The organism is Salibacterium salarium (assembly GCF_030813635.1).
In the GTDB taxonomy this organism is placed as follows: domain Bacteria; phylum Bacillota; class Bacilli; order Bacillales; family Marinococcaceae; genus Salibacterium; species Salibacterium salarium.
On sequence record NZ_JAUSUM010000002.1, the window covers coordinates 21,904 to 39,600 of the forward strand.

The 17,697-nt window shown below is 38.4% G+C and carries 16 protein-coding genes; 10 read left to right on the forward strand and 6 right to left on the reverse strand.

Translation table 11 applies throughout. The features are described from left to right. Nucleotides 1-62 precede the first annotated feature (62 nt). The 6 genes from J2S78_RS05845 (at nucleotide 63) to J2S78_RS05870 (ending at nucleotide 5,609) form a co-directional block, all read left to right on the forward strand. Nucleotides 63-665 carry an NAD(P)H-dependent oxidoreductase gene (locus tag J2S78_RS05845; RefSeq protein ID WP_306897021.1) on the forward strand — a complete coding sequence of 201 codons (603 nt, stop codon included), beginning with the start codon at nucleotides 63-65 and terminating at the stop codon, nucleotides 663-665. Between the two features lie 85 nt (nucleotides 666-750). Continuing rightward, nucleotides 751-1,317 (forward strand): hypothetical protein, encoded by a 567-nt coding sequence (locus J2S78_RS05850; protein WP_306897022.1) that lies wholly within the window; start codon nucleotides 751-753, stop codon nucleotides 1,315-1,317. A 248-nt stretch (nucleotides 1,318-1,565) separates the two neighbouring features. Continuing rightward, entirely contained in the window at nucleotides 1,566-2,603 is a 1,038-nt protein-coding gene (locus tag J2S78_RS05855) for an ABC transporter substrate-binding protein (protein ID WP_306897023.1), read from the forward strand. Nucleotides 2,604-2,740: 137 nt separating this feature from the next. Further along, complete coding sequence (locus tag J2S78_RS05860; protein ID WP_306897024.1) at nucleotides 2,741-3,754, forward strand: ABC transporter permease; 1,014 nt, start codon at nucleotides 2,741-2,743, stop codon at nucleotides 3,752-3,754. Then, entirely contained in the window at nucleotides 3,741-4,535 is a 795-nt protein-coding gene (locus tag J2S78_RS05865; protein WP_306897025.1) for an ABC transporter ATP-binding protein, read from the forward strand. Before J2S78_RS05860 ends, J2S78_RS05865 begins: the two co-directional genes overlap by 14 nt. A gap of 165 nt (nucleotides 4,536-4,700) precedes the next feature. Then, entirely contained in the window at nucleotides 4,701-5,609 is a 909-nt protein-coding gene (locus J2S78_RS05870) for a fumarylacetoacetate hydrolase family protein (protein WP_306897026.1), read from the forward strand. Nucleotides 5,610-5,716: 107 nt separating this feature from the next. Here J2S78_RS05870 and J2S78_RS05875 read toward each other — a convergent pair whose 3' ends face one another. Together J2S78_RS05875 and J2S78_RS05880 are read right to left on the reverse strand one after the other, a co-directional pair. After that, complete coding sequence (locus J2S78_RS05875; protein ID WP_306897027.1) at nucleotides 5,717-6,469, reverse strand: hypothetical protein; 753 nt, start codon at nucleotides 6,467-6,469, stop codon at nucleotides 5,717-5,719. A 111-nt stretch (nucleotides 6,470-6,580) separates the two neighbouring features. Beyond that, nucleotides 6,581-7,768 carry a KamA family radical SAM protein gene (locus J2S78_RS05880; RefSeq protein WP_125559060.1) on the reverse strand — a complete coding sequence of 396 codons (1,188 nt, stop codon included), beginning with the start codon at nucleotides 7,766-7,768 and terminating at the stop codon, nucleotides 6,581-6,583. Nucleotides 7,769-8,117: 349 nt separating this feature from the next. Between J2S78_RS05880 and J2S78_RS05885 the strand changes: the two genes are divergently transcribed. Next, entirely contained in the window at nucleotides 8,118-9,515 is a 1,398-nt protein-coding gene (locus tag J2S78_RS05885; protein ID WP_306897028.1) for an aspartate aminotransferase family protein, read from the forward strand. Between the two features lie 27 nt (nucleotides 9,516-9,542). Continuing rightward, nucleotides 9,543-10,397: a MurR/RpiR family transcriptional regulator gene (locus tag J2S78_RS05890; RefSeq protein WP_125559064.1), complete on the forward strand. Its 855-nt coding sequence runs from the start codon at nucleotides 9,543-9,545 to the stop codon at nucleotides 10,395-10,397. 78 nt (nucleotides 10,398-10,475) lie between these two features. On the opposite strand, the gene J2S78_RS05895 is transcribed toward J2S78_RS05890, so the two are convergent. The 4 genes from J2S78_RS05895 to J2S78_RS05910 form a co-directional block, all read right to left on the reverse strand. Beyond that, nucleotides 10,476-12,416, reverse strand: coding sequence for a TRAP transporter permease (locus J2S78_RS05895; RefSeq protein ID WP_306897029.1), 1,941 nt, complete (start codon nucleotides 12,414-12,416; stop codon nucleotides 10,476-10,478). A gap of 238 nt (nucleotides 12,417-12,654) precedes the next feature. Beyond that, nucleotides 12,655-13,695: a TAXI family TRAP transporter solute-binding subunit gene (locus J2S78_RS05900; protein ID WP_306897030.1), complete on the reverse strand. Its 1,041-nt coding sequence runs from the start codon at nucleotides 13,693-13,695 to the stop codon at nucleotides 12,655-12,657. 199 nt (nucleotides 13,696-13,894) lie between these two features. Next, a complete protein-coding gene (locus tag J2S78_RS05905; RefSeq protein WP_125559068.1) occupies nucleotides 13,895-14,995 on the reverse strand; it encodes an ABC transporter ATP-binding protein in 1,101 nt (366 codons plus the stop codon). A gap of 130 nt (nucleotides 14,996-15,125) precedes the next feature. Beyond that, entirely contained in the window at nucleotides 15,126-16,019 is an 894-nt protein-coding gene (locus J2S78_RS05910; RefSeq protein ID WP_306897031.1) for a PucR family transcriptional regulator, read from the reverse strand. Between the two features lie 153 nt (nucleotides 16,020-16,172). Here J2S78_RS05910 and J2S78_RS05915 point away from each other — a divergent pair, with 153 nt between their 5' ends. Both J2S78_RS05915 and J2S78_RS05920 read left to right on the forward strand, forming a co-directional pair. After that, nucleotides 16,173-17,267 (forward strand): AI-2E family transporter, encoded by a 1,095-nt coding sequence (locus J2S78_RS05915; RefSeq protein ID WP_306897032.1) that lies wholly within the window; start codon nucleotides 16,173-16,175, stop codon nucleotides 17,265-17,267. 24 nt (nucleotides 17,268-17,291) lie between these two features. Beyond that, nucleotides 17,292-17,666: a rhodanese-like domain-containing protein gene (locus tag J2S78_RS05920; protein ID WP_306897033.1), complete on the forward strand. Its 375-nt coding sequence runs from the start codon at nucleotides 17,292-17,294 to the stop codon at nucleotides 17,664-17,666. Nucleotides 17,667-17,697: the final 31 nt, after the last annotated feature.

Sequence of the window (17,697 nt, forward strand, 5' to 3'; positions counted from 1 at the left end):
ACTACCCCTCTGAGACAGGTTCTATTTGATAATGAAATATTAAATAGTAGGAGGAAGGTAACGTGAATCGGATTCTATTATGGTTTATGCATCCTGATCGAAATAGTTTTAACGGTGCTGTGATGGAGGTGTTTAAGGAAGAACTAAAGTCATTAGGGGCAGATGTTAAAGTCCGTTTTATTCATGAACTGGAACTTTCTCCTATTTTAACGAAGGAGGAATATAATGATTCTTTAAAGGGTGTTTATCCAGAAACTATTCAAAGAGAGCACCATTATATCGAGTGGGCTGAAATGATTGTAATGGTTTTTCCGATTTGGTGGGGAGGGTTTCCTGCTGCTGGCAAAGGATTTCTAGATAGAGTCTTATCTTACGGATTTGCTTATGAATTAGAAGGAGAAACACCGATTCCTCAAATCAATGGAAAAAAGATCGGGGCAATATATACAACCGGATCACCCCAAGAAACATTTGTAAAAAGTAAGGATTATATAGAAAGGACGTGGGAACGGGAAATTTTTCAATTTTGCGGCTTTGAAACACTTCCGTTCCTGCATTTTGGTGATGTCACGCAAGTGTCCAATGAAACAAGAGAAAAAATGCTGGAAGAAGCAAAAAATTATGCGAGACGATGCGTGAAAAATAACAATCATTCCAATCGATGATTATTTTCGCATATAGAATGGAGAGTATGATATCATATGTGAGGTTAATGATTGATAGATTGTTATAATTAAAGGATGAGCACAAATGATATGGACTTTAGAACCTTGGTTATTTTACTTGTTATTTTCAATAATAATATTAGTAATAGCTTTTGTTATTGGAACTGGCTTACATGCGTTATTGAAAAAAAGAGGTACTCAAAATAAGAAATCTGAAAGTATACTAGCACTAGGGTTAGCTATTGTTATGGCTAGTTTTTACTTGTTTACTGTGGAAATGTTTACGGATCAGGCCGCTGAAGGAGAACGCATTATTACAACAAATGGAGAAAAACAAGTAGAAAGTGCAAAAATGATTGTTATTCCATTTGGTAACTATGCAGTCGTGGAACGACTCTATGATTTTGGATATACGGTAGAGGATGAAGTAGATGGAAAATCATACCGCTTCACCTTCGATATTGAAAAGGGGCCGGAATTTTTGGAAGCATACCCTGACTATGTAGAAGGAAACGGAATGTTTGTCAATCACTCTAGAATTTCATTTATTGATGTTTACGAAAAAGAATGGAAGAAAAAGCTTCAAAAGGCGTCTTCCATAGAAAATGTTGAACTGCCTGGTGTTAATGTCGAAGTTGAACGTGAGTCATGAAGTCGTTTGGTAAGGTAGAACGTTAACCAATATAAAAGCTTATTATAGATAGAGAGGCTGGCCCCTAAACATGAACGATTGTTGTGGTCAGCTTTTTATATGTAAACAACGATAGACTTGTGTCGGCCTTTTTATTCATACTTGAACGCTTTACTGTAGAAAATTTTTGTATTTACAAGTCATTAGTAATCTTATAAGATAAATATAACTATTTGATAATTGTTACATATTTAAAAGGGGAGTACACAATGAACAAAAAATGGGTGAAAGTTTTAGTAACGGGGGTACTATCACTAAATGTTTTAGCTGCATGCGGTCAAGGGGAAGACGAAGCAGAAGAAAGTGGTAATGCAGGTGACACTACGGACTCAAGCACTTCTTCAGAAGAAATGAAACAAGTTGGAGCTACACAAATTGTTGAACATCCTTCGTTAGATGCTGCATACGAAGGGTTTAAGGATGGCCTTGCTGATAATGGATATGAAGAAGGCGAAAATATTGAATATGAACTTAAAAGCGCGCAAGACGATATGACAAACGCACAAACGATTGCGAACAACTTTGTGTCAGACGATAAAGATTTGATTTTTGCTAACTCCACACAAAGTGCTCAATCAGCACTGAAGGCAAGCTCAGACATACCTATTATTTTCACTTCTGTAACAGATGCTGTTGAAGCAGATCTAATGGAGGAGACTGACTCTTCTGGTGAATTAATAACTGGTGTAATGGATTTACACCCAAAAGCAATTGAAATGACAGTAGACTTTATTGAAGAAAACTTTTCCGGAGCAAGCGTAGGCTTGATTTATAACTCTGGAGAGCAAAATTCAGTTACACAAGTGGAAGCAGTACAGGCAGAGATGGAAGGTACAGACTTAAAAGCAGAAACACGGAGCGTTTCTTCTTCAGCAGAAGTGCAGCAAGCGGCTGATTCGTTGGTTGGAGATGCAGATGTTATATACATTGTTACGGACAATACCGTTGTTTCAGCTCTTGAATCGGTAGTGGGAGTGTCAGAAAACAATAATATGCCACTTATTGTCAGTGAACCGGATTCCCTTGAACGCGGAGGTTTTGTCACACTAGGGATAGACTATAATACAATTGGTCATCGGGCTGGCGAAATGGCAGCCGAGGTGTTAGATGGAGATAAGACACCAGCTGATATTCCTGCTGAACATCCAGAAGATATGCAGCTCATGATTAATAAAGAAGCGGCAGAAGCGCAAGGTGTGGAAATGAAAGAAGACTGGGAAGAAGAAGCAGAATTTATTAACGAATAATAAACCTGGCTTGGCTTGTCTTCTGTCTAAGAAACAAGCTAAGCTTTTTTAGCGGAGAAAAAGTATAAGTGAAACATCTTAATGTAGGACGCTTGTATTTTTCTAATTAAAACATAGAAAGGAGGTCCAGAAACACCATGTTCATATCAATGTTTGGAGCAGTGGAAACAGGATTGTTATACGCCCTTATGGCACTTGGGGTATATTTGTCGTTTCGTGTCTTGGACTTTCCTGATTTAACTGTAGATGGAAGTTTTGTGACAGGAGCTGCTGTATCAGCTGTACTTATTGTCAATGGTCAATCGCCGCTCACTGCAACAGTTTTAGCTGTTCTTGCAGGATTTGCAGCTGGATGTGTCACAGGACTTATTCATACGAAAGGTAAAATAAACCCGTTATTATCAGGTATTCTAATGATGATTGCGCTGTATTCTATTAATTTGCGTATTATGGGCGGGCAGTCCAATGTTCCTTTATTAAATCAGTCAACTGTGTTTTCATCGATAACGTCTTTTTGGGAAAATCTTCATCTCAGTGCACCATTTAATAGTGTTTTAACAGCTATAGGTATATCCAATACCCCTTCTACCTGGGGAGTATTATTTTTTTCGCTCCTCTTAACACTCATTGTTAAATATATAACAGATTATTTCTTGAAAACCGAGGTTGGACTAGCGCTGAGAGCAACAGGAGACAACAAAAAAATGATTCGCAGTTTTTCAGCAAATACAGACGGTCTTATCATACTTGGAATTGGTCTTTCTAACGCACTTGTTGCTATGTCAGGAGCTTTAATAGCGCAACAAGGCGGGTTTGCCGATGCAGGTATGGGGGTTGGAATGATTATTATTGGACTAGCCTCTGTTATCATCGGAGAAGCTATATTCGGTACAAAATCTATTGCTCGTACTACGCTCGCGGTTATCGGTGGTGCTATTATTTATCGTATGGTGGTGTCTTTAGCGTTGCGAGTGGATTTTCTCGAAACAGGTGATATGAAACTTATTACGGCGATTATTGTAGTCGCAGCCTTAATTACTCCGAAAGTATTAGAATCACGCCGAGAAAAACGAAGAAGGCTTCGGAAAAGAAAAGAGCTGGCTAATGCAGCAACTACAAAGAAAGGAGCGGATCAAGATGCTGCGACTTGAGCAGGTTTCGTTAACCTTTAATGAAGGTACAATGGATGAGAAAAGCGCGTTACAAGACGTTAACATTAACTTAGACACAGGCGAATTTCTAACTGTAATTGGGAGTAACGGAGCAGGGAAATCGACGTTAATGAACGTTATTTCCGGTTCTGTCATTCCGGATACAGGGAACGTTTTTATTGATAATAAAGCAGTCACCCCGATGCAAGAGCATAAACGTTCTCAGATGATAGGTAGGGTTTTTCAAGATCCAATGGCAGGAACAGCACCATCGATGACAATTGAAGAAAACTTGGCATTGGCATGGGCTCGCAATAAGAAACGAACATTTAAGCTTGGGGTTAATAAGAAACGTAAGAACTTATTTCAGGAACATCTAGAGACATTAAATTTAGGCCTTGAAAATCGTTTGTCAGCAAAGGTTGGTCTCCTTTCAGGTGGTGAGCGGCAAGCTTTATCTTTATTAATGGCGACCTTTACGGAACCTAGTATTTTAATGCTGGATGAACATACAGCAGCATTAGATCCATCACGTGCGGAATTGATTACAAATATAACCGACAATATTGTAAAAAAGTTTGAGTTAACAACGTTGATGGTCACTCATAATATGCAGCAAGCACTTGATCTTGGGAGCCGTTTAATCATGATGGATAAAGGCCAGATTATTTTAGATGTGTCTGGCGAAGAAAAACAGAACCTTACCATTGAAAAACTATTGAATGAATTTCAACGCATTCGCGGTGAACAAATGGCAAATGATAAAGCTGTTCTTGGATAGTAAATAAGGGATGCTGGGACAAAACAAAATAGCCTGCTGCGTGTCTTGCGGAAAGCGAAATATTTTGACGGAGTGAGGTAAGTCAGAATGGATTAAGGAATCGTTCGGATTTCCTTATGAATAAACACTTTTGCCGCAGCCTCTTTTTGTTAAGGAGTGATGGATATGAAAGCAATTACTATTGAAATAAATGGAAAACAAAAGTTGGCAGCTCTCTCTAATGACGAAGTAATTATCGATTTGCAAGAGGCTCAAAGCAAACGGGGTGGGTCGTATCGTGTACCAGAAACAATGATAGAAGCAGCATCTGAGGGGGCATTATTTTGGGATGAAATAACAAAAATAGTGAATTGGTCATTAAAAAATCAAGTAGAAGACTGTTTGTTATCAACCAATTCTGCTAATGTAACTCTAAAAGCACCCATCCCACGACCAACGAAAAATATTATTTGTGCGGGAAAAAACTATGCCGATCATGCTGCGGAAATGGGAAGTACTGCTGATATTCCGCAGCATCCAATTATTTTCACAAAATCTCCTACAACCGTCATCGGATCTGATGAAACAATCAATCCCCACTTGAATGTGACAAAGGAACTTGACTATGAGGGAGAAATTGCCGTTGTTGTGGGAAAACAAGGTATTGGTATAAAAAAAGAGGATGCACAAAATCACATTTTCGGTTACACCTTACTAAACGATGTGACTGCTCGTGATTTACAAACACAGCACAAACAGTTTTTTCTCGGTAAAAGTTTGGATACGTTTTGTCCGATGGGACCGTCGATTGTATCAGCAGATGCGCTCAAAGAGAAAGATATTTCCTTGAACACCTATGTAAATGGAGAGCTTCGTCAGAAAACGACGACAGAAGATATGATCTTTTCCATTGCGTCGTTGATGGAAGTTATTTCCCGGGGAATGACACTAGAACCTGGGGATATTATTGCGACAGGAACTCCAGCTGGTGTGGGGAAAGGGTTTAATCCTCCGCGTTATTTAGAACCTGGGGATGAAATACTTATTCAAGCGCAAGGTTTAGGAGAGCTTAGAAACGAAGTGTTAAAAAAATAATTAACAAAAGGGACTGCCCCCTAAAGTATGATTGGAAGATAGTCCCTTTTTGTGATGCTAGAAGTATATATCCATCACTTATTGATTTATGTTTGCGAGCCAGTCACTTAGTTAATCGGAATGACATATGGAAGCTCCCACTCTTTATCGGTTGTTCTATTACGTTCAGCAACGAGAGTAAAAGTGTCATCTGGCTGAAAAGCAAATTCCAAGGTTCCCCGAAACTCTCCGTCTTCGTTAGATTCGGTATTGGAAAAGACAGGATATATTTTTTCATCATTATTGATGAGGCTCCATTCGGTAGTGTTCATAGAAAAAAGATCTTTCGCTTCCAGCGTCAATTTCTTTTCATTCCAATCAAGTTGAGTAATCGTTAATTCTTGACGAGTGATGGGAGCCATTTCATCCGTTATATTCTCAAAACGAACCATCTTTTCTAAGTCGGATAATACTAGTCTAGCTGGAACGGTGAGATGACTGCTATTTTCCTCTAATTCTCCAGCAAAAAACTGATCCACCTCTATAATATGAGGCTGTTCATCTGTTTGTCGAATGGATGTAGGTCCGGATTGATTGAACATATTGCCTTTTTCATCGCTTATTTCGTCAGGCAAAGTCATTTGGATTTTCGAGACATCAAGCGTTCGAGTGTCATCAAGTGCCGTTATCGAAAAATACAAATAAAATCCTTCTCTTCCATCTAAGCTATCTTCTTCAATTCCCTCGAATTCTGCAGTATACAAAGAATTGGAAAAAGCTGTTGCTTTAGATTCTTTCAGAGAATTGTCTGCGTTTGGCCAACTGCACCCTGACAAAATAGCTAGAGTACCTACGGTAATAATCAGTAAGAATTGTTTCATGGGTGTCACCTTCGCTATGTATGATAATAGGCCCATTTTAACATGAAATAAAAAAGAAGTCCTTATTAAATAAAAGAGTATCGCTTTCACGATACTCTTTTTTCTTGCAAGTTATTTTGATACTGTTTGTGGTTTTCTTTTTCGTTTTTGCGGCATATCCGGCATTTCATTTACAGAAACAACTTCCTCTACTTTTTTCTTCGGTTGTTCCCAATATTGTTCGTTACCAGGAAGGTCGTCAAACCAACTGGCATTCTCCGGACAGTCGAGAACCATAAATTTACCGTAATTACCGTTTCTAGATTGATGGTATTTTAAATAGGCCTTTCCGTTTTCAATCGCGAGAATTTCGATTTTGCCGGAAGTATGACTCATGGAGAGACGAATTCTTTTTCCTAATCCGCTGGTCCGTGCTTTAGCTTCTTCTACAGCATCATAAGCTTCCTTTAGTGTAAGAACAAAATCATTATTGCCAGCTACAGGACGATTAATAAAGAAATAATATGGGGTCACACCGGCCCAGGACAATTTGTCCAACAATTCTGCGAGGTCATCCACGTTATCATTAATTCCTTTAAGTATCGGAGTTTGATTGACGACAATTGCACCTGCATCATGAAGGGCAGCAAAACCTTTTTTCGCTTCTTCCGTAATTTCACGAGGATGATTGACATGAGCCATAATGTATATACGATTTTCAGGAGTGGAATATTCACGAATCAATTCCAATAATGATTCATCTTCATAAAAACGCATTGGATTGAAAACAGGAAGTTTCGAGCCGATACGAATAATTTTCACATGAGGGATGCTGCGTAATTCTTCAATGATGTAGCGTAGTTTTTTTGTTGCTAGTATTAGCGGGTCACCACCGGTAAGAAGTACATTATTAATCTCTGGATGATTGCGGATATATTCCAATCCAGGATCAACATCTGACATCGCTTCTTTTACATCATTTCGGAATAAACGCTTACGAAAACAATACCTACAGTACGCTCCACAAACTTCAGAGCAAATCAATAGAGCCGTTGTCTCGTATTTATGTTGACAGCCAGGAGCTGCGTAATTTGTATCTTCATCAGAGGCATCCCAACGTCCGTATTCTTCTAATTCTCCTTCATTTGGAATGACGAGATTTTTAATAGGATCGTTTGGATCTTCCCAATTAATTAAACCTAAATAATATTCATTTACACGAAATACGAACTTTTCAGTAATTCTTTTTAATCTCTCCCGTTCTTCCTCGGGGATTTGTTCAATTTGATCAATCTTTGTAATGTATTTCGGTTGTGCCATAAACATTCATCACCTTTCTTTTTCGATATTGGTTCTTTCCGATAGAACCGCTTTCATATAAAGGCTTCCCGATCAATTTTCCTGAAACTAGAAAATGATTAAGTGTTCAGTAGAAGTATAACAACCTTTCTTTGAAATAGTCAAAAAAGAAAGAAAAATTCGACAGAAATGAAAAAATGAAAGATATGTTTCGAAGAAAGTTAACCTCTTCGGAACAAAAATTTCAAATTTATTAAATATGAAATATGTACTTCACAATAAAGGTTGTCTCCCTATATAATGAAATAAATAATTCAAAAATAATAAATTTAGAAAAAAATAATTCAAAAAAGGAAAAGGGGCGCAGTTAATGGCTGTTAGAGAAGTTAAGCATCCGACGCTTGCATATCTTGAAAATACACCGTCATCCAAGCAGTTTTTGGAAGAAGCAAAAACAGTGATGCCTGGAGGGGTAACTGCAAATATAAAGCACTTTGATCCACATCCTATTATTATGAAACATGGAAAAGGGTCAATCGTAACAGATGTGGATAATAATAAATATATAGATTATTTAATGAGCTATGGTTCGCTTGTAACAGGGCATGGTCATGAAACAATTAAGCAAGCAATCAATGCACAAGTGGTAGAAGATGGGACATGGCTGTTCGGCACACCTCATCATTTGGAAGTGGAATTTGGAAAAAGACTACAAAATTATTTTCCGAGTCTGGAGCGTTTACGTTACACGAATTCCGGCACAGAAGCGACTTTGCTTGCATTAAGACTGGCAGCAGCTTATACAGGAAAACATAAAGTCGCGAAATTCGAAGGACACTATCACGGTGGTTATGATCAAATGTTAGTAAGTGTAAACCCACCGGTTGATTTGGCGGGTGAAGAACATGCGCCTAATGCTATACCGGAATCTAAAGGAATGCACGAATCTCACGTCGAAAACACTTTAATTCTACCATTTAATGATTTAAATGCATGTGAGGATTTGTTGAGAGCACATCGAAATGAAATTGGTGCGGTTATGATGGAACCAGTGCAAGGCGGAATTATACCAGCAGACGCTGCCTTTATGAGAGGACTACGAAAGGTAACGAGAGAACTTGGCATTATCCTTATATTTGATGAAGTGAAAACTGGTTTTCGATTGGGATTAGGAGGAGTGCAAACTATATATGACGTAACCCCTGATTTAACAACACTCGGAAAAGCAATTGGCGGAGGCTTTCCGATCGGTGTCGTCGGAGGTAGGAAGGACATCATGATGAATAGTGCTCCGTCATCTGGGGCTGATGTGTTTGACAGTAGTCAAAGCAAGTGCGCCTCTGCTAAAGATGTATTGTTTCATAGTGGCACCTATAATGGCCATCCTATGATTTTAGCAGCTGGTATGGCAGTCATTAATATCCTTGAAACAGAAATAGATAGTGTTATGGAGAAAACAAACAGGTTGAAAGAAGGCATCAATCATATATTTGATTATTATGGAGTCGAAGGTGGTACAGTTGGCATTGGTTCTATATTTAGTGTAACATTAACTAATAAAAAGAAAATTTCAAACTATCGGGACCTTCAACAAACTGACTTGGCAACTAGAAAAGAAATAGATTTTCGACTGTTGCAAAAAGGGATTTATATAAAACCAATGAACCGGTTCAGTGTATCAACGTCGCATACAGACGAGGATGTTGATGAAACACTAATAGCATTTGATCAAGTGTTCCAGGAGGTTTTTGAAGGTTCTCGTTTCTAAACGGTTTTTAAAGGGATGAGGACTGTTATGCTAGAAAGTGATGTGTATCAGCGTATTACAGAACTTCAAGATCAAATGAGTAAATCTCAAAAAAAAATCGCTAACTATTTAATTAATCATACAGAAACTGCACCATTTCTGACTGCGTCCAAATTAGCTAAAAATGCAGGTGTAGGAGAAGCTACTGTCGTCCGCTTTGCAGTATTTTTAGATTTTCACGGATATCCTGATATGCAGAGACATTTACAAGAGGCATTACAGCGAAAGTGGACATCAGCAGAAGTATTTGCTCGTACAACTGATGAAACAGATCAACCCGAAAATGCAGTATCAGAAATTTTATCGGACGACATGCAAAATTTAAAAGAAACGTTACATCAAATAGATGTGAAAGTATTTGAGGAAGCAGTGAAAGACATTATCGAAGCGAAACGTATCTATATTATCGCCTATCGAAGCGCTGCTAGTATTGGTTCCTTTTTAGAGTTTTATTTGGACCTTGTTTTACAGAACACAGAAATGGTAAGAGAAGCAGATGGTGTTTCTGAACATTTGTTGGACATGACGTCGGAAGATTTAGTGATTGGTTTTGGCTTTTCACGTTATACGAAACGAACAGTAGAAGTGTTGAAGTATGCGAAACACCGTGGTGCAAAGACGCTTGTTTTGACGGATCATCTCATGTCACCACTTGTTCCTTATGGAGATCAAAAACTGCTTGCTGCAACAGAGATTAACTCCTTTATTGATTCTTTTTCAGCTCCTTTAAGTATAAGCAGTGCCCTGATTACGGCAGTGACCCGATCGGAACATAAAAAAGTAGAAGCAAGATTAAAAGAGCTTGAAGGATTATGGGAGACGTTTGATGTATTCTATGATTAAAGTATATAGATGTCCTTTCTCTCACTGGTCCACCAAAAAAAGGTCGAATCGAGAAATAATATCGATTCGACCTTTTTTCTATACAGAAGCAGTATGGGTGTGATTTTTTTTACTTTGGCGGACGCGCTGTAAAATATATACAGATACGATTAACGCAAGGCCAGGAGCTGCGATGAAAAGATTAGGAATAAGCAGCATGACCCCACCGCCAATTAACATCATTCGTTCAAACCAACTGTTCTCGATGACAAAATAATTTATCATACCAGCGCTGATTCCAAGCATACCGATAAAGGCTGTAACAAGGGCTGGGACAAGTGTCGCAACCGTTGCTTCCTGTAATACAAGTACAGGATTTGTAACAAAGACATAAGGAATAACAAAGGCTGCAATGGCTAATTTGACAGATGTTACGCCAGCTTTCATGGGATTGGCTCGTGCAATACCTGCACCTGCGTAAGCAGCAAGACAAACAGGTGGTGTAATATCAGCTACGATTCCAAAGTAGAAAACGAAAAAGTGAGCTGCTATTTCTGGAACTTCAAATGCTATTAAAGCAGGAGCTGCAAGAGAAGCAGTTACGACATAGTTTGCCGTGGTTGGCAGTCCCATTCCTAAAATGATGCATGCAATCATCGTGAAAAACATAACAAGGAAGAAATTTCCACCAGCAATGTCAATAATCCCGTTCGCGATTTTCCCGCCTAATCCTGTAAATACGACAACTCCCACAATAATACCGGCTGTCGCACAGGCAGCAATAACTGGAAGAGCAATCCGAGCTCCTTGTTCTAATGTATAAAGCATACTTTTGATGGATAGTCGTGTATTCCGGCGTACAAAACTGATAGCAAAGGCAGCAAAAATTCCCCAAAGTGCCGCTTTTGTTGGCGTATATCCGCTATACAACATGAATAAAATGGCAACCAGAGGGAGCAATAGATCAATCTGTTTTAATAACGATGCTGCGGATGGTAATTCACTTTTTGGAAGTCCATAAATTTTTAATTTGCGAGCTTCAAAGTGGGTACCGATAAATACACCCGTGAAATATAATACAGCCGGAATAACAGCAACTAAAATGATTTCACTGTATGGAACATTTATGGTCTCTATCATTATAAATGCAGCAGCACCCATGATAGGGGGCATGATTTGTCCACCTGTAGAAGCAGAAGCTTCTGTCGCTGCTGCGAACTCTGGTTTGAACCCAGCTCTTTTCATCATCGGTATCGTAAAAGAACCAGAACTGACGGTATTGGCAACCGAACTTCCAGTGACCATACCTTGCATACCAGAAGCAAACACTGCGGCTTTTGCTGTACCACCGGTGAAGCGACCAGTAGCACCGAAAGCGAGATCGTTAAAGAACTGACCGATATTTGTTTGAACAAGCATAACGCCGAAAAACAAAAACAAATAGATGTACGTCGATGATATTTGTATAGGTGTTCCAAATATAGCTTCACTCGAATATACGAGTTCGGTCATAAGTCGGTCAAATTCAAAACCAGCATGCCCAAAGTGAGGTATCCCACTTCCCCAAAGTCCATAACCGATAGCTATAAGAGCGATGACAATAATAGGAAGACCAACAGCCCGGCGCGTCCCTTCTAATAATAATACAAGAAATAGAGTAGCGACTACTTTGTCGATTGTTTCAAATCCAGCTACGACTGAATCTTGAAATAACTTGTCATAATTAATAACAATGTAGAAATTTGTAAATAAAGAAAGCAAAGACAATATGATATCATACCAGGCTACGCCTTTTTTTGTTGTCATTGATTGCTTAAATGGATACAAAAGAAAAATTAATGACATACCACCGGCTAGATGTATAGCCCCCTGAATAACGGAACGATATGGATCATCGGCTGTGAATAAATGAAAAATTGTCAACGCTATACCTAAAATGGATACAAAAATGGCCCACTTTCCAAGATTAGTACGGTATGTAGATTCACGGTCGTATTTTTTTAATAATTCATCTCGAGACATTTGTTCTTCCTCATTCATCAGATCACCTCCTAGTAATTATAAAGATATATCTATTTATATTATATTATACCTTTTTTGTATGATAGGAATGTATAAAATGTTGGGGGGGTTGGGATCCAGCTTCAGCGCCCAGCCGCACCATTCAGATTCCAAGGCGCTTGTACTTTTCTTATATAAATACTATTTTCATAGCATGGAAAAAGACCGGATATCAATCCGGCCTTTTTATGAAAGTGGAGCATTGTGTCCTCGTTTGCTATTCAAGCAGGCCTTCTTCTTCAAAATACTGTTCGGCACCAGGGTGAAGAGGGAGATTGTCGGAACCATTCATAATATTTTCCATAGTCATGTGATCTCCTTGCCCGTGCTCAATACTATCGACGTTTTCATAAAGTTGTTTTGTAACTTCGTATCCAGTTTCTTCATCCACTAAATCTGTGGATCCTACAAGAATGGCATATGCCGTTACAGTACTTACTGGTTCATCAAGGAAGTCATACGTATCAGCCTCAATATCAAGCTGTCCATAGTCGCTATTTTCTTCTACATAATCTAGCCCTTCCCCTTCAATAGGTAAGAACACAACTTCTCGTTGTGTAGATAACTCTGTAATGTTTCCTGCTGGCAGCCCGAGAAGTCCAAAGTTTGCTTCTAGATTGCCGTTTTGAAGACGAGAAGCAGCATCTCCAAACCCTTCTTCATAGGCTTCATAATCACCTTCTTCGAGTCCATGCGCTTCTAAAATCAGTTTAGCAGCAGAGTTGGAGGCACTGCCTGGAGGACCAAGATTCACTCTTTGTCCTTCTAGCTCATCAATGGATGTTATACCACTTTGTTCTGTAGTAATTACTTGCATCACTTCAGGGTAAATATGACCCATAAATCCGAAGTTCTCAACGGGATTTCCGTCAAAATCATCTTCTCCATTTAATGCTTTCAACGCTGTAAGGTGGACAGACATGCCCAATTCCATTTCATCACGACCGATTCTGGCAAGGTTATCAACCGATGCATCGGTTGAGACAGAACTTACATCAAAGCCTTCTAGCTCAACATTGTCATTTAATACGTTTGCAATTTGTTGGCCAAGTGGATAATAGGTACCACCTGTTGATCCACTACCTAATTGTATTTCATCGCCAGAATCTCCGCCGGATGTTCCTTCGTCCACTTCAACTTCTGGTTCTTCTGTATCTTCGTTGTCTTCAGCTTCTTCATTTTCTCCACCGCCACATGCAGCGAGCATCACCCCAAAGGCAAAGAGCAAAATAAGCAGTATCAATCCTTTTTTCTTCATAAGTATCCCCCTTACATTTTGATAAAACCAATGTGTAGATAATATTAAATCAAAAAAAACTATTATTGTCAAAATTTTATTTAAATTAGAAATTGTAGAAAAAAAGAGAAATTAATTACAAAAGTCTCCCGGATATCGTTTGAAAATCCGGAAGACTTTTTGTATATGAAAGGGGGGATTTGAAAATATTGTGGTTTTGTTATCTAATCCGCTGTTCTGTTTCAGGGTCAAAGAAATGAATTTTATTCATGTCAAACGCCATATCGACGGTAGTGTCCGCTTCTACTTCGGAACGGGAGTCGACGCGAGCGATGATTTGCTGGCCGTTGATGACACTGTAAAGAATCGTTTCGGCTCCATTCATCTCCGCCACTTCAATAGGCATACTAACTTTTGATTCAGGAGATGATTCAAGGAATAAAGGCTCATCATGAATATCTTCTGGACGGACACCGAGCAAAAGATCTTTATTATCGGCATATCCTTGTTCTCTTAATATTTTCATTTTGCCTTCAGGTATCCCGATAGATACATCTCCGATTTTAAAATAGTTTCCTTCTATTTTACCTTCTAAAAAGTTCATGGAAGGAGAGCCGATAAATCCACCGACAAAAATATTTTCCGGGTTGTCGTAAACATCTTTAGGTGTTCCGACTTGTTGAATAATACCATCCTTTAAAATAACAATCCGAGTTGCCATTGTCATCGCTTCGGTTTGGTCGTGAGTAACATAAATGGTTGTTGAATCCAATCGTTTATGAAGTTTAATGATTTCTGCACGCATTTGTACACGCAGTTTTGCATCTAAGTTTGATAAAGGCTCATCCATTAAGAAGACTTTAGGATCCCGTACGATTGCACGTCCTAATGCTACACGTTGACGTTGACCGCCTGAAAGGGCTTTCGGTTTACGGTCTAAGTATTCTTCAAGTCCAAGAATTCCTGCTGCGTTGTCAACACGTTCTTTGATTTCTTCCTTTTTGAATTTTCGAAGTTTAAGACCAAATGCCATATTGTCGTATACGTTCATGTGAGGATAAAGTGCATAGTTTTGGAAAACCATGGCAATGTCACGGTCTTTTGGGGGAACCTCATTCATTCGTTGATCGTCAATTAATAAGTCACCCTCTGTAATATCTTCAAGTCCTGCAATCATTCGTAGTGTCGTAGATTTACCACAACCGGATGGTCCTACAAATACGATAAATTCTTTATCTTCTACTCCAAGATTAAAATTATCTACCGCTGCTTCTCCGCCGTCATATACTTTCTTAATTTGGTTCATTTTAATTTCAGCCATTTTACCGCTCCTTTAAAATATCTTGTTTTATTTGATTACAAGTATAAACATTCAGATAACGCTTTCATATAGAAGGATTGTACAAAAAGAAAGCGGTATCTTTTGTGCATGTTGCTAAATGTAAAACAAACTAGTAGTTTTTCGATGTGCGGATAAGGATATATAAAGCAGCGGCGTTAGGGAATTGTTTAATGTCGATACCGGTACGGTCCATCAATTTGTCTATTCTATATTGTAAGGTGTTGCGATGCATATGAAGTGTTTTAGCTGTTAAGCTGCTGTTCAAGTTACATAAAAAAAACTGATACAATGTGTCTATTAATTCGGATTCTGTTTCCAAGCCGGCAAAAGCATAGTGGAATATCTGTTTTTGCTGATGCTTTTCTAATAGAGGTAGTATGAACGGGAGAGATTCATATTCTTTAAACGTGCGTTTTTTTGGAAACAACGCTCTAGCACGTTGGAAAAGAAGATTTTCTTGGTTGTAGGTCGTCCGAATGTCTTCTCCTTTGTGAACACGTCTTCCGGCAAAGATAAATACATCCAGTAATAAATCAGTGGTTAGAATTCCAGCCAACTCTTCAGGATCGAACATGTCAGCATCATGATCAGGAACTAAAATTAGAAGTGAATTTGTTTGCATATACACAATTTTCACATTTTCATTAAAATAGTAACTTAATGCCTCATAAAGGTCTGAGTGATTTTCTTGAAGTTTTTTGCCTTCCAAATGAAAAAAGCGAAAAGTGGGAAATTGCCCTAATGATTTAGGGGGATGTTCTCCTTCTTTTAAATAAGCGTACCATTCGTAGTCGCCGGGCTTAAGATAATTCTCTTTCTTTTCCACGGCCAAAAAAACCTCAAGCAATTGTTCATCTTTTTCGGTCAATTCCTCCTTTTTAAGAGCAAATCTATGTTGTTGATAGTCGTTTGCAGTATAGATATTGTATAGGTGTCTTTCATCTTTTGGAACATCATCTTCTAGTATCGCAGAAGGAAATACTTTTTGTAATTTATCTATCATGACAGTAGACAATCCTTTCGATGAGTTGTGTCTATCGTACTAATAATGAAAAAAATAGTCCACAATTAATCATCATGTATGATTCATCTTTGACGTTAGTAAATATATGGTACAATGAGTAAGGAATATTAAACTATAAATTGTGGTGATGAAATGCCGGATGGGAAATACTTCCGTATAGGTTACGGACTAATACTTATTTTGTTAATTGTATATTTAAGCACATTGGTTGATTTTATATTTCAACCGATTGTTGTGCTTTTTTCAACTTTATTTGCCCCTATTGTGATTGCAGGCGTGCTGTTCTACTTGTTTCGTCCAATTGTTAATGTTTTGGCTAAAAAGCTTCCAAAAAGTATAGCGATATTACTGCTGTATTTGATGGTGTTGGGTCTTATCACACTAGTCGTATTTCTTGTAGGACCGTCTCTTCAAAATCAATTCAATAACCTTGTGAAAAATGCTCCAGCTCTTGTAAATGAAGCACAAAGAATGATTATTAATCTTCAAAATCAAGACTGGTTTAACAATTTTGTTGCAGAAATGGATTTGTCATGGCGGGAGATAACGTCACAGGCGGCAGAATATGCGAACGAATTTTTATCGGATATTGGGAGCAATATTGCAAATGTTGTTAGTATGATAACTAGTGTGGTAATTGTAATCTTAATTTTACCGTTTATTTTGTATTACATGTTAAAGGAAGGAAAAAAAGCGCCGAATTTCATTCTCCGACTTTTGCCTGCTAAACAGGAGAAAGAAGGACGTCGTATATTAAGTGATATGGATACTGCGCTAAGTTCTTACATTCAAGGACAAATCATTGTGAGTTTTTTTGTAGGGATCTGTGTATTTATTGGTTACGTCATTATCGGTCTTGATTATCCACTTGTTTTGGCTGTCGTGGCTATGTTTACAAATATTATACCATTCATAGGTCCTTGGATTGGAACGTTTCCCGGTGTGATTGTCGGGCTTTTAGATTCGCCGTTTATGGCGTTACTTGTTATAATTGTGGTTGTAATTGTGCAACAAATAGAAAGTAATCTTATCTCTCCGCAAATTATGGGGAGAAAGCTCCACATTCATCCATTAACCATTATTTTATTATTGCTTGTAGCGTCGAGTTTTGCAGGAATTGTAGGATTGCTTTTGGCCGTGCCAACATACGCGGTAGCCAAAGTAGTTGTCAGTCACACCTATAGACTGTTAAAGTTAAGAAACACCCCGTCTGATAAAGAAGACTGATTCTAAAATAAGCGAGGGATACGAATGATATATGATCTAGATGGGATTGAGCAATTGGAAAAAGACGAGTTAAAAAACATCTACGATAAGCAGGAAAAAAAACCAATTATTATTGATGTAAGAGAACCAGCTGAATATGTCGAAGGTCATATCCCTGGTGTTCCGTTGTTACCGATGAATCAAGTCCCGGAAGTGATTGATCAACTGGAAAAAGATAAGGAATATGTGCTCGTGTGCCGCAGTGGTAGTCGAAGCCAGCACACCGCTCTTTACTTCAAAGATAATGGTATCGAAAATGTAAAAAACTTTGCCGGCGGTATGCTTGCCTGGGAAGAAGAAACAACAGCAGGAATGGAAAATCCAGTGGATGATGATATTTCAAAGTTATATGACAAGTAAGAACTGAAAATAAACTGCCCCAAGCCAAGAT

Bases quoted from the DNA above. Each gene is read 5' to 3' on its own strand.
- J2S78_RS05850 (WP_306897022.1), top strand. From the start codon at position 751: ATGATATGGACTTTAGAACCTTGGTTATTTTACTTGTTATTTTCAATA.
- J2S78_RS05855 (WP_306897023.1), top strand. From the start codon at position 1,566: ATGAACAAAAAATGGGTGAAAGTTTTAGTAACGGGGGTACTATCACTA.
- J2S78_RS05860 (WP_306897024.1), top strand. From the start codon at position 2,741: ATGTTCATATCAATGTTTGGAGCAGTGGAAACAGGATTGTTATACGCC.
- J2S78_RS05865 (WP_306897025.1), top strand. From the start codon at position 3,741: ATGCTGCGACTTGAGCAGGTTTCGTTAACCTTTAATGAAGGTACAATG.
- J2S78_RS05870 (WP_306897026.1), top strand. From the start codon at position 4,701: ATGAAAGCAATTACTATTGAAATAAATGGAAAACAAAAGTTGGCAGCT.
- J2S78_RS05875 (WP_306897027.1), bottom strand. From the start codon at position 6,469: ATGAAACAATTCTTACTGATTATTACCGTAGGTACTCTAGCTATTTTG.
- J2S78_RS05880 (WP_125559060.1), bottom strand. From the start codon at position 7,768: ATGGCACAACCGAAATACATTACAAAGATTGATCAAATTGAACAAATC.
- J2S78_RS05885 (WP_306897028.1), top strand. From the start codon at position 8,118: ATGGCTGTTAGAGAAGTTAAGCATCCGACGCTTGCATATCTTGAAAAT.
- J2S78_RS05890 (WP_125559064.1), top strand. From the start codon at position 9,543: ATGCTAGAAAGTGATGTGTATCAGCGTATTACAGAACTTCAAGATCAA.
- J2S78_RS05895 (WP_306897029.1), bottom strand. From the start codon at position 12,416: ATGAATGAGGAAGAACAAATGTCTCGAGATGAATTATTAAAAAAATAC.
- J2S78_RS05900 (WP_306897030.1), bottom strand. From the start codon at position 13,695: ATGAAGAAAAAAGGATTGATACTGCTTATTTTGCTCTTTGCCTTTGGG.
- J2S78_RS05905 (WP_125559068.1), bottom strand. From the start codon at position 14,995: ATGGCTGAAATTAAAATGAACCAAATTAAGAAAGTATATGACGGCGGA.
- J2S78_RS05910 (WP_306897031.1), bottom strand. From the start codon at position 16,019: ATGATAGATAAATTACAAAAAGTATTTCCTTCTGCGATACTAGAAGAT.
- J2S78_RS05915 (WP_306897032.1), top strand. From the start codon at position 16,173: ATGCCGGATGGGAAATACTTCCGTATAGGTTACGGACTAATACTTATT.
- J2S78_RS05920 (WP_306897033.1), top strand. From the start codon at position 17,292: ATGATATATGATCTAGATGGGATTGAGCAATTGGAAAAAGACGAGTTA.